This is a genomic window from Abyssibacter sp. (assembly GCF_964229365.1).
Lineage (GTDB): Bacteria > Pseudomonadota > Gammaproteobacteria > Nevskiales > OUC007 > Abyssibacter.
The window spans coordinates 1-11,762 of record NZ_CAXRDQ010000074.1 but is presented as its reverse complement, the minus strand read 5'-3'; the positions used below and the strand labels follow the sequence as shown (position 1 = coordinate 11,762).

Annotated in this window: 9 protein-coding genes; 5 read left to right on the top strand and 4 right to left on the bottom strand. The window is 63.9% G+C overall.

What is annotated here, in order from left to right:
• Positions 1–7: 7 nt before the first annotated feature.
• Entirely contained in the window at positions 8–2,584 is a 2,577-nt protein-coding gene (locus ACE1EY_RS12460; RefSeq protein WP_370300294.1) for a TonB-dependent receptor, read from the bottom strand.
• Between the two features lie 140 nt (positions 2,585–2,724).
• Between ACE1EY_RS12460 and ACE1EY_RS12455 the strand changes: the two genes are divergently transcribed.
• Entirely contained in the window at positions 2,725–3,456 is a 732-nt protein-coding gene (locus ACE1EY_RS12455) for a FadR/GntR family transcriptional regulator (RefSeq protein ID WP_370300293.1), read from the top strand.
• Position 3,457: 1 nt separating this feature from the next.
• On the top strand, positions 3,458–4,141 hold the full coding sequence (locus tag ACE1EY_RS12450; protein ID WP_291515065.1) for a sterol desaturase family protein: 684 nt from the start codon (positions 3,458–3,460) through the stop codon (positions 4,139–4,141).
• A gap of 12 nt (positions 4,142–4,153) precedes the next feature.
• On the opposite strand, the gene ACE1EY_RS12445 is transcribed toward ACE1EY_RS12450, so the two are convergent.
• Positions 4,154–4,294, bottom strand: a complete 141-nt coding sequence (locus ACE1EY_RS12445; protein WP_291515064.1) for a zinc-binding dehydrogenase — start codon at positions 4,292–4,294, stop codon at positions 4,154–4,156.
• 283 nt (positions 4,295–4,577) lie between these two features.
• Here ACE1EY_RS12445 and ACE1EY_RS12440 point away from each other — a divergent pair, with 283 nt between their 5' ends.
• Positions 4,578–8,936, top strand: a complete 4,359-nt coding sequence (locus ACE1EY_RS12440; RefSeq protein ID WP_370300292.1) for a DEAD/DEAH box helicase — start codon at positions 4,578–4,580, stop codon at positions 8,934–8,936.
• Positions 8,937–8,941: 5 nt separating this feature from the next.
• Here the strand turns inward: ACE1EY_RS12440 and ACE1EY_RS12435 are convergent, their stop codons facing one another.
• Entirely contained in the window at positions 8,942–9,718 is a 777-nt protein-coding gene (locus ACE1EY_RS12435; protein ID WP_291515062.1) for a ferredoxin--NADP reductase, read from the bottom strand.
• Positions 9,719–9,992: 274 nt separating this feature from the next.
• Between ACE1EY_RS12435 and bfr the strand changes: the two genes are divergently transcribed.
• Positions 9,993–10,493 carry a bacterioferritin gene (bfr, locus tag ACE1EY_RS12430; protein WP_291515061.1) on the top strand — a complete coding sequence of 167 codons (501 nt, stop codon included), beginning with the start codon at positions 9,993–9,995 and terminating at the stop codon, positions 10,491–10,493.
• A 43-nt stretch (positions 10,494–10,536) separates the two neighbouring features.
• On the opposite strand, the gene ACE1EY_RS12425 is transcribed toward bfr, so the two are convergent.
• Complete coding sequence (locus ACE1EY_RS12425; protein WP_291515060.1) at positions 10,537–11,217, bottom strand: hypothetical protein; 681 nt, start codon at positions 11,215–11,217, stop codon at positions 10,537–10,539.
• A 245-nt stretch (positions 11,218–11,462) separates the two neighbouring features.
• Between ACE1EY_RS12425 and ACE1EY_RS12420 the strand changes: the two genes are divergently transcribed.
• A partial coding sequence (locus tag ACE1EY_RS12420) for a transaldolase family protein (RefSeq protein ID WP_370300291.1) occupies positions 11,463–11,762 on the top strand: 300 nt, incomplete at its 3' end.

The window sequence follows — 11,762 nt, the reverse complement described above, 5'->3', positions numbered from 1 at the left end:
AGAGGTGTCAGAAGCTGTAGCCGACCTCCAGCTCGTATGAGGGACCGGGAAATGCGCCGCCGAAGTGGGTGCCGCGATAGGCGGGGGCATCCTGCGCACCGGCCAGCGATTCGTGACCGGTCACGTTGTCGCCGAATAGCGTGACGCGCCAGCCGTCCCCGCTGCTGGACTTCAGACCCAGCCGGACGCCATAGGTCGTGCCCGGCACGCGATAATCAATCGGATCAAGGTCGGTCGCCAGCGGCACGTCACTGGTGTAACTGGCGGTGATTCCGGCGGTCGCCACCACGGGCCAGCGCCAGGGGCTGCCCTCCCAGCCTGCGGTGAACGTGGTTTTCAGTTCGGGAGCCAGCCGCAGGCGCTGGCCGCCGAGATCGCAGGGCGGCGTGCCGGTCTCCTCGGCCGCGCAGGGCGCGCTGGAAAAATCATCGTACTCGGCCTGCGTGAACGCGCCATTGAGTCCGAGCAGAACCCCGTACGGTGTCAACAGCACGCCTTCGAATTCCACTCCCTGGATGGTGGCGGAGGCCGCGTTGCCGACGACGTAGGCAAACCCGTTGAACGTTGCGACCTGCAACCCGTCGAAGTCAGTCCGGAACAGCGAGACGTTAAGCCGCGCCGCTCGCCCGAGCAGTTCCGACTTGATGCCTATCTCGTAGGTCAGCGCGTCTTCCTCGTCGAACTCCAACTGCTCATCGTTGACCGGCTGTGCGTTGAAACCGCCGGACTTGTAGCCGCGCGCGACCGACGCGTAGGCCATGGCGTCATCTCTGAAATCGAATTGCGCGGACAGCTTGGGAATCAAATTGACGTCTTGCCGCTCTCGATGCGCCTGGAACTGCGTGTCGCCGGCGATGATGACCGGAAAGATCACCGAACCCAGCGGCGAATCGCCGATTCCGAATCCGACACCAGGCAGCCCCTGCGAACCGCTGAGAATGGCGTTGCCGTCCTGCCCTGTGCGGTTGTTGAGCAGGCGATGCGCCACATCGAGGATCTTCTTCTCGTAGTTCAGCCGACCGCCCAATGTCGCCGACCAGCGCGGCGCGAAATGCCAGGTGAACTGGCCGTACAGCGCCAGACTGTCAGTGAGCTGATCGAAGCGGGTCAATGACGTTTCGACGGGTTGGGGCATGCCGCCCTCCAGCGCGAGGCGGGCCCGGATAGTCTGTCCGGCGACTGCACCGCTGACCGCGTCGTTCAACACGGCATCCTGGCAAGCCTCCGGAGCCGGGCTGTTGACGCAGGCGCGGCGCTCCAGCTCCCCGGTGATCTGCAGTATCTCGTTGAGCATCAGGTATTCAGTGATGTCGTAGGTGGTCCGCAAGTCGGTGCGCAGGCCGTACAGGCCGGCGACGTACTCGAAGTCACCCGGCGGTGACGTCAGCCGGAACTCCTGGCTGTACTGGCGCAGCGACTCATTGTTGTCGAGGACCAGAAACGGCACAGGAGAGACATCGGCATCCAGACTGACGACTTCGTCCAGCCACGCATAGTTGGTGATGCTAGTGAAGACCGTGCCCCCGCCCGTCGTGCGATCAATCTTGATGGTGCCGTCCCAGGCATCGCGGGCAACCCCGGCAGGAAAATCGGTGGAGGTTTCCTCGTCGTACGGGTTATCGCCGACCCGGTCGTCAAACACTCGCATCGCGGCCAGATGTCGGTCGCGTACCTCGATCAGCTGACTGCCGGAACCGTGCTGGTTGACGATGCTGGCATTGACAGTGAAATCCACGCTCAGGTCGTCTCCTGGCTCCCATAGCAGCCGCCCGCGCGCTCCCAGGTTGTCCAGGTTCTCCTCGTCGACGCCGGTGCCGGTGTTATGCACGCGGCCGTCACGACGGTCGCTTAGCAGTGCCACGCGCCAGCTCAGCTCATCCCCCGCGGGCCCGGTGGAGGCGAACCGGAAGCGTCTGTGTTCGTCTACACCGAACTGGGCATCGGCGGTCACGCCGAACTCGCGCTCCGGCCTCGCAGTGCGGAAATGGATCGCGCCGGCCGAGGAATTCTTGCCGAACAGCGTGCCCTGCGGCCCGCGCAGCACCTCTACGGACTGCAAGTCGAGCAACCCCTGGTTGATGTATGAGGCGCGCCCGTAGAACACCTCGTCGATCAGAATGGCGACAGACTGCTCGAAACCGCGGTTGTAGCTGGACCCGAGACCGCGCATGTAGATGCTCGGAAAGGTGGGCACTGCCAGCACGTCAAGGTTCGGAACGTAGCTGGCAACCTCGTTCATGTCGCCCATATCCTTGTCGACCAGATCATCGCCGCCGATCGCGGTCACCGATAGCGGCACGGTCTGGAGATCTTCCTCGCGCTTCTGCGCCGTGACGACGATCTCCTCCAGTGCGGGCCGGCGCCGGGCCCGAACCACCGATTCGGACGCCTGGTCCGGCAGCGGAATCACGTCCACCAACTCCGGGTCCGGTGACGCGGCGTTTGTGTTTGCCTGACCGGACTCGCGCCCCGCCTGCGCCTGCGCCTGCGCCTGCGCCTGCGACACAGCGGCAACCGCCGACAGCGCCGCAATCAACATACCCGTACGAATCATCGCGCTGTGCGACACACGCGTAGTGCGCATGCTCACCCCCTCTCTGTCTCCTCGACGGCCGTCTTTCTTTGGACGGTCCATTGGCTGCCGCCCCGATCCAGACGGATTCGACAACGTCGAGCACAATGGTGCACTGGTAGAACCACTGAACCAAATGGTGCTCTTCACCCATGTTCGAAGCCGTTCAAAAACAGTCTGTCTCGGATGTGGTGCTCAACCAGCTACGCGACCGCATCGTCAGCCAGCAGCTCAAGCCCGGCGAAGAATTGCCGGCCGAACGCGCGCTGTGCGAACTGCTCGATGTCAGCCGCAACGCCGTGCGCGAAGCACTCAAGCGCCTGCAGCAAGCCGGTCTGGTGCGAGTCCGCCACGGCGGCACTACCACCGTCAGCGACTACCGTGCGCAGGCCGGACCGGAACTGCTGGCGAGCCTGATGATCGACGCCGCCGGACGCATCCAGGTCGGCGTGGCCCGCAGTGTGGTCCGCATGCGCCAGGTGCTGTCACCGGAGATCGCGGCCGACGCCGCAACGCATGGCAGCCCGGCCATGGCAGACCGGCTGGATGCCATCGTCGAACAGATGCGCGAAGCATCTGGCCCCGCCGAACTGCAACCGCTGGCGCTGGAATTCTGGGATGTTCTGGTCGACGGCAGCGGCAACATCGCCTATCGGCTGGCGTTCAACTCATTGCGCAAGACCTATGAGCCAATTGCGCGACTCATGACCGGCATGCTGGCCGACGAGTTCTCCCGGCTCGACAGCTTCTCGTCGATGGCCCGTCATGTGCGCTCCGGCGAACGTGAAGCTGCGTTCGACGTGGCCCGCGACTACATCGACTCCAGCAGCCAGGCCATCAACCGCTTCCTGACCCTGTACGAACAGCATCTCGAGGGGATCTGACATGAATAGTGCACAGACAAGACCGCCGATACCGACCACCGCCGGCGAGACCATCCGCGAGCTGTACCGCAACGCCAGCCCGATCATCCTGACGATACTCGCGGTCGGACTCGTGGCCTATCGGCTCTGGCTCGGCAACTGGCGGCCGGCGGATCTGATCGCTCCGCTCGCAATTCTGCTGATATGGCCATTCTTTGAATGGGTCATCCACGTGAAGCTGCTTCACATGAAGCCGCCGCGCATGTTCGGGCGGACCATCAACCTGAACGTTGGACGCACCCATCGGAAGCACCACGTGGATCCGAACGATCTGTCGGACATCACCATCAATCTGGAGGTGTTCCCAACCGTGGTACCGGTCATCTTTCTGCTTGCCTACGGCCTGATGCCCACCATCGAACTGGCCACCGGGGCGCTGGCCATGTTCTTCGTCCTGGCATTGCACTACGAGTGGTGCCACTTCATGGCGCATGTCCGCTGGACACCGGCGCTGTCGTACTACCGCCGCCGCCAGCGCATGCACCGGCTGCATCACTTCCGCAACGAAAACCTGTGGTGGGGCGTCTCCACCGGCATCGGAGATCTTGTGCTGGGCACCGCGCCGGATGCCGCCGACGCGCCGCGCTCGCCGACGGTCTACAACGTCAACGGCATGGCCGGGACGGATACCGCGAGTCATGGCTGAGGGATCGCGCCGCTAGGGCGTCAGCAACACCTTGCCGACGTTCTTCCGGTCTTGGATGTACCGGCGCGCCTCCGCGGCCTCGTCGAGCGTAAAGCAGCGGTCTACGTGCGGGTGGATGGCGCCAGATCGATAGCAGTCCAGCAATTGCTCCATGTTCACGCCAAACCGGCAAACCCTAGTGCTTCGCGGTCACCCACCGCATCCACGATCTCCGCACGACGTGCTTGCAGAGCCGCAGCGCGCTGCTTTTGGATTCCTTCCCGCTTTGGAGCCCTCGATAGCGATGTTCGCTCTGAGCTACGCAGGTTCTCTTCCAAATCAGTCAGGCTGAATGCGGCTCGGTCCCACCACGTCGACAGCACTCGCGAGACCTTCTTGGCGGCGGGCCCGACATTTACTGATTTTATCAACAGCCATGTCGTAAGATGTCCACGCCATGCAAACGCATCTGCACTTCCAGCCGAACAGTGAACGCGACGGTCTGTTCCACCCCGCCGTATCCGGCTGGCTGCGGTCGCGCTTCGGCCAACCGACCGAGGTGCAGGAGCGCGCCTGGATGATCACCGCCGAGCATCGCAATGCGCTGATCGCCGCGCCCACCGGGTCCGGCAAGACACTGGCGGCGTTCCTGTCTTCGATCAACGATCTGGTCGAGGCCGGCATTGAACGCGGGTTGGACGATTCGGTGCACGTGCTTTACGTGTCACCGCTCAAGGCGCTGTCCAACGACATTCAGAAGAATTTGCAGGAGCCGCTGGCCGGCATCCGCGCGAACCTGACTGCGCTGGGCTACCCGGATGTCGCGATCCGCGATGGCGTGCGCACCGGCGACACGCCGCAATCCGAACGCGACCGGATGCGCCGCAATCCGCCGCATATTCTGGTCACGACGCCGGAGTCGCTGTACATCCTGCTGACCTCGGACAGCGGCCGGCGCATGTTCGGCGCACTGCGCACGATCATCGTGGACGAACTGCACGCGGTCGCGGGGAGCAAGCGCGGCGCACATCTGATGCTGTCGCTGGAACGCCTGGCGGCGCTGTGCCCCCGCCAGCCGGTGCGTATCGGTTTGTCGGCCACGGTCAAGCCATTGGCGACGATGGCGGATTTTCTGATGGGCGGGGCGGCTGCCCCGGACCGTGACGACATCGAGATCATCGATGCGGGGCATGTTCGTGAGCGTGATCTGGCGCTGGAGATTCCAAACTCGCCACTGACAGCGGTGATGGCCAACGAGGTCTGGGAGGAAATCTACGACCGGCTCGCCCAGCTCGTGGCCGACCACCAGACGACGCTGATCTTCGTCAATCAGCGACGGGTCGCCGAACGCGCCGCCAAGCACTTGGCCGAACGCATCGGCGAGGAGCATGTGACCTCGCACCACGGCAGCCTGTCACGCGAACATCGTCTGAAAGCGGAGCAGCGCCTCAAGAACGGGCAGCTCAAGGCGCTGGTGGCGACCAGCTCGCTGGAACTGGGCATCGACATCGGCGATATCGATCTGGTCTGCCAACTGGGATCACCCCGGGCGATCAATGCCTTTTTACAGCGTGTGGGCCGTGCCGGGCACCGCATCGGTGCCACGCCCAAGGGCCGGTTGTTTCCGCTGGCGCTGGACGACCTGCTGGAGTCGGCCGCCCTGCTCCACGCCATCGACCAGGGCGAGCTGGACCGCATCCACATCCCGCAGACCCCACTGGACGCGCTGGCCCAGCAGATCGTCGCCGAGGTCGGCTGCCAGGAGTGGTCGCTGGATGATCTGTACAAGCAGCTTTGCCACGCCCAGCCGTATCGCGAGCTCAGCGCCGAGCGGTTCGAACAAGTCGTGCGCATGCTGGCGGAGGGCTATGCCACGCGACGCGGCCGGCGCGGTGCCTATGTTCACTACGATGCCGTGCATCGCATGCTGCGCCCGCGACGCGGGGCCAAGCTCACCGCGGTGACCAATGCCGGGGTGATTCCGGACCAGTTCGACAGCGATGTGGTCCTGCTACCCGAGGGCCACCGCATCGGCACAGTCGGCGAGGATTTCGCGTTCGAGGCGATCCCTGGCGATATTTTCCAGCTCGGCAACACCTCGTACCGCATCGCCAAGGTCGAAACCGGCAAGGTGCTGGTCGAGGACGCCGGCGGCCAACCGCCAACGATTCCGTTCTGGTTCGGCGAGGGGTTGGGGCGAACCGATGAACTCTGCGCCGCGGTGTCCGCACTCAGCGCCACCGCGGCGGAGCGGCTGGCCGAGGGGGTCGAGGCCTGCCGCCACTGGCTCATGCACGATGTCCACCTGCCCGCCGCCGCGGCCGACCAGCTCGCTGACTATCTGGCCGCGTCCTGGACCGCGCTGGGCGTGCTGCCCAGCCTGGACACCATTGTCTTCGAACGCTTTTTCGACGATGTCGGCGACACGCACCTGGTCATTCACTCGCCCTACGGCGCGCGACTGAACCGGGCCTGGGGCCTGGCGCTGCGCAAGCGGTTCTGCCGGCAGTTCAACTTCGAGCTGCAGGCCAGCGCGCTGGACGACAGCATCGTGCTGTCGCTAGGGCCAACGCACAGTTTTGCCCTGGAAGAGGTCTCCGGGTTTCTGAAAGCTGCAACGGTGCGGGATGTGCTGATCCAGGCGCTGCTGGATGCGCCGATGTTCGCAACACGCTGGCGCTGGGCCGCCACCGGGGCACTGGCAATCCGGCGCATGAACGGCGGGAAGAGGGTGCCGCCACAGTTCCAGCGCAGCGACGCCGAAGATCTGCTGACCGTGGTCTTCCCGGATCAGGTCGCCTGCGCGGAGAACCTGACCGGCCCGCGCGAGGTGCCTGATCATCCGCTGGTGCAACAGACCCTGCATGACTGCCTGCACGAGGTCATGGACATCAGCGGCCTGGAGCGCCTGCTGCAGGGCGTGGAAACCGGCGCCGTTCGCATTATCTGCCGCGACTTGGCGGCGCCTTCGCCGCTGGCCCACGCGATCATTCATGCCAAGCCGTACGCGTTTCTCGATGACGGCGAGGCCGAGGAGCGCCGCACCCGCGCCATCAGCACCCAGCCGCTGATGGACCTGCGCACCGCCGCCGACATCGGGCGGCTCGATCCGGAGGCCATTGCCCGCGTCCGCGATGAAGCCCAGCCAGCGGTCGGCAATGCAGACGAGCTACACGACGCCATGCTGACCTTCGGCTGCCTGACCGAACCCGAGGTCACCGCCCCGGCCGATGCCTTGCTGGCGCAGCTGCACGCGCAAGGCCGCGCCACACGCCTGCGCACGGCCACCGGTGTCACGCTCCACGTCGCGGCTGAACGCCTGCATGAATTTCTCGCCCTGTTCCCGGATTCGGCACGCACGCCACCGATCAGTGCCGTCCACCCGGAGCGAGCCGAAAGCGCTGATGCCCTGCGGGAGATTCTTCGCAATCGCATGGAGCTGCTGGGGCCGGTGACCATCGCGGAACTGGCCCGCCAGCTGGACACGGCCTTCAGCCAGGTCGAGCTCGCCCTGCTGCAGCTCGAGGCCGAGGGCGCCATGATGCGCGGCGCCTTCACCGCGCCAGAGGCCTCCGAATGGTGTGATCGTCGCCTGCTCGCGCGCATACATCGCTACACCCGCGACACGCGCCGCGCAGAGATTCGCGCGGTCGCGCCCAGCGAGTTTCTGCGTTTTCTGTTCCGCTGGCAGGGCGTGGCACAGCGCGATGGCGAGACCGATGCGCGATCCAAGGGTGACCAGGCGTTGCTCGCGGTATTGCAGCAACTCGAAGGCTTCCCGGCGCCCGCCATTGCGTGGGAGCAGGACATTTTGCCGGCGCGCATCGGTGACTACCTGCCACTGATGCTGGACCGGCACTGCGCGGCCGGGCGCATCACTTGGGCGCGGCCTGCGCCCGCGGGGCAGGACGATACCCGTCGCAAGGCCGGGCCGATCCGCACGACCCCGGTATTCTGGTCGACTCGCGAGCATCTGCCGTTCTGGCAACGATCGGACGGCACGACCGAAACCAGCCCGGAGCTCTCACCGCGCGGCGAACGCGCGCTGGACGCCCTGAAAACGCATGGCGCGAGCTTCCACTCGGACCTGCTGGCCGACACCGGACTGCTCGGCGCGGAGCTGGAAACCGCGCTGGGGGAACTGGTGAGCCAGGGGCTGGTGACCTGTGATTCCTTCGCCGGCCTGCGCGCGCTGCTGCAGCCCTCCAAAAAACGCGGTCGGCCACGGCGCCGACCATCAATGCGGGCGCTGGACCTGGACGAATCCGGCCGCTGGTCGCTGACGCGACGGCGCCGGATTATGACGGAGGACACCACCGCGCTGGCCGAGCCGCATGTCGAGCACATCGCCCGCACTTTGCTCGCACGCTATGGCGTGGTGTTTCGTCGCATGCTCGACCGCGAAGACGGCCTGCCACCCTGGCGCGATCTCTATTACGTGTACCGACGCCTGGAAGCGCGAGGCGAGATCCGTGGCGGACGCTTTGTCAGCGGCTTTTCCGGCGAACAGTTCGCCCTGCCGGAAGCCGCCGCGACCCTGCGCAGCCTGCCGGAGATGTCGGAGGCAGAACCCGAATACGTGTCAATCTCGGCAGCCGACCCGCTCAATCTGGCCGGCATTCTCACGCCGGGCGACAAGGTCGCACGCCTGCCCGGCAACCGCGTGCTATTCCGCAACGGTACGCCGGTCGCAAAGCGCAGCAATGGCGAGGTACAGCTACTCACCGAAATGGACGCCGTGGCCAGCTGGGATGCTCACAACCTGCTGATTCGCGGCACGGCGCAGGCTAGCGCGCCGACGATTCGTCCGCAGTAGCCGCCCTATTTCTCGACGAAGGCGCGCTCGATCACGTAGTCGCCCGGCTCGCCGATTCCGGCGGAGATCGTGAATCCGCGCTCGTCCAGCAGGCTGGCGGTGTCCTTGAGCATGGCCGGGCTGCCGCAGAGCATGGCGCGGTCATCGGTCGAGTTCATCGGCTCCAGGCCGAGATCATCGGTGAGCTTGTTCGACCGGATCAGGTCGGTGATCCGGCCCTGGTTGCGAAAGTCTTCCCGGGTGACAGTGGGGTAGTAGATCAACTGGCCACCGACCAGATCACCGAGATACTCGTGTTCCTTTAGCTCGTGTTCCAGCACGTGGCGGTAGGCGAGATCGTTTTCGTAGCGCACGCCATGCACGACGACGACCTTGTCGAAGCGCTCGTAGCTCTCCGGGTCCTTGATGAGGCTCAGAAACGGCGCCAGGCCGGTGCCGGTCGCCAGCAGCCAGAGATTGCGGCCAGGGTTGAGGTCGTCCAACACCAGCGTGCCGGTGGGCTTGCGGCTGACGAGGATCTTGTCGCCCGACTGCAGATGCTGCAGGCGGGAGGTCAGCGGCCCGTCCTGCACCTTGATGCTGAAGAACTCGAGGAAGTCCTCGTGATTGGCGCTGGCGATCGAATAGGCCCGCATCAGCTTCTTGCCTTCCAGGTCCAGGCCCACCATCACGAACTGCCCATTGCGAAAGCGCAGCGTTTCGTCGCGGGTGGTGGTGAAGCTGAAGAGCGTGTCGTTCCAATGGTGGACGCTGAGCACTGTCTCGGGAGCTACGGCTGCCATGTCTTCGGTCGCCTTTTGCGAGTGAATACGGAAGCGCGACTGTAGGGTCGGCGCAGCACTCCCGCAATGCAGCATTCGCTTTTGTTATATCGATCAAACGGTTGTCGGCGGTCGGCCCGCGTTCGCCGGTTATTCACAAATGAGAACGCTTCCGTGAATCATTTAAATTGTCCTGAAAAATCAGTCACTTAGCTTGCCACCAAGCAAGGTGGAGCGTATCCTTCCGCAAAATTCACAGTGACGCACGGATTCCCCCGGCGACAGGAGAGCTGCCATGAAAGGCGACAGCAAGGTCATCGAATATCTGAACGCCGGTCTCAAGAACGAACTGACGGCGATCAACCAGTACTTTCTTCACTCGCGGATGCTGCAGGACTGGGGCGTCTACGAGCTGGCGAAGAAGGAGTACGAAGAATCCATCGACGAGATGAAACATGCCGATGCGCTGATCCAGCGCGTGCTGTTCCTTGGCGGCCTGCCGAACCTGCAAGACCTCGGCAAGCTGTGGATCGGCGAGACCGTGCAGGAAATTCTCGAGTGCGACCTGAAGATCGAAATGCAGGCACATCCGCTCTACAAGGATGCTGTCGCACACTGCGAAGCCGTGGGTGACTACGTGTCACGCGAGCTCTTTGTTCGCATCCTCGAATCCGAAGAAGATCACATCGACTTTCTGGAAACCCAGTTGTCGCTCATCGGCAAGGTCGGCGAACAGAACTACATCCAGTCCCAGGTCGGCGTCGATATCAATCAGGAATCGAAACCCGCGATGTAAGTCGACAGGTCGTGGGGGGGCACCACCCCCACGACCGCGGCGCCTACAGCCGGGCGGACTCGGCGCCGGACCAAGCCCGATGAATGCGGCCGGTGATCTTGGCGGTCTCGTGAATCTCAAGATTCACCTCCCGGTAGAACCGAAGATCACCCTCAACCCGAGTCCCGGGGCCAATCACGACGCGCGGCACGTGTCGGCTGCCATGGTTGGTTTCCTCGTAAACGATATCGCCCAGGATCACCGAATCCGTTCCGGTGTCCAGCGGGCTGTTCACGGTTTCGATGCCGCCTTCGATGCGTGACCGGGTGAAGACGATCTCGCCATTCACGGTCTCGATTCCGTTCTTCACGGTGGCGCCTGAGCCCAGCCGGATGTCGCCGTTGACGGATTCCACGCCACCGATGACGGTGAGTCCGCTGCCGGCGTGAATCCCGCCATTAACCGATTCGATGTCCTCAACTCTTACGCGCTCACCAAGCTTGATGGACCCGTTGACGACCTCGATATCGCCCACCCGGCTGGAATCCCCCACCGACACGGAGCCGTTAACGGTTTCGAGATCGCCGACACGACTGTTCGGCCCGATCTTGATCGCACCATTGACCAGACTGAACTCGGCATTCGGGTCATCGATTCTCTCGATGTCCACCGAGTTGGCGCAGGCGGAAGTGGTCATTGCGCAGGCCACAAGGCCCAGCACCCAGAAACCTTGGCGGTGAATCATCGATTGAACTCCCAATTGGCGAATGACAGCAACCCAACTGCAGGGCGCATGCCAAGTTTATTTCTCTATGAATTCAAAAACTTATCGACGCCCAATATCTCAGGTGGGCGATATTTCGGTCATTCAGACCAAAGATTAGCGAGCTTCCCCGGCCCTTGGTCTGAGATGCGTCCAGGGCCAGCGCGGTCGCAACGCGATGATCCGCTTACAATTCGCTGACTCCACTGACACGCTAGAGCCTTCGAATGGAATTGTTCATAGATTCAGCCGACCTCGACGAACTGCGCCAATGTGTCGCCGGCGGTTTGGTCGACGGCGTCACCACCAACCCCTCTTTGGTCGCGAAGACCGGCCAGCCGTTCCACGACACCGTCGTGGCGATCTGCGAATTGGTCGGTGGGCCGGTCAGCGCGGAGGTCACGGCGCTGGACACCGAATCGATGCTGGCACAGGGACGAGAACTGGCTGCGTTGCATGAGCATGTCGTCGTCAAGCTGCCGCTGACCACCGATGGGCTGGCCGCCTGCCGGGCGCTAAGCGATGAC

Excerpts from the sequence above, each read along its gene's own strand:
- ACE1EY_RS12460 (WP_370300294.1), bottom strand. The coding sequence starts at position 2,584 with ATGCGCACTACGCGTGTGTCGCACAGCGCGATGATTCGTACGGGTATG.
- ACE1EY_RS12455 (WP_370300293.1), top strand. The coding sequence starts at position 2,725 with ATGTTCGAAGCCGTTCAAAAACAGTCTGTCTCGGATGTGGTGCTCAAC.
- ACE1EY_RS12450 (WP_291515065.1), top strand. The coding sequence starts at position 3,458 with ATGAATAGTGCACAGACAAGACCGCCGATACCGACCACCGCCGGCGAG.
- ACE1EY_RS12445 (WP_291515064.1), bottom strand. The coding sequence starts at position 4,294 with ATGGAGCAATTGCTGGACTGCTATCGATCTGGCGCCATCCACCCGCAC.
- ACE1EY_RS12440 (WP_370300292.1), top strand. The coding sequence starts at position 4,578 with ATGCAAACGCATCTGCACTTCCAGCCGAACAGTGAACGCGACGGTCTG.
- ACE1EY_RS12435 (WP_291515062.1), bottom strand. The coding sequence starts at position 9,718 with ATGGCAGCCGTAGCTCCCGAGACAGTGCTCAGCGTCCACCATTGGAAC.
- bfr (WP_291515061.1), top strand. The coding sequence starts at position 9,993 with ATGAAAGGCGACAGCAAGGTCATCGAATATCTGAACGCCGGTCTCAAG.
- ACE1EY_RS12425 (WP_291515060.1), bottom strand. The coding sequence starts at position 11,217 with ATGATTCACCGCCAAGGTTTCTGGGTGCTGGGCCTTGTGGCCTGCGCA.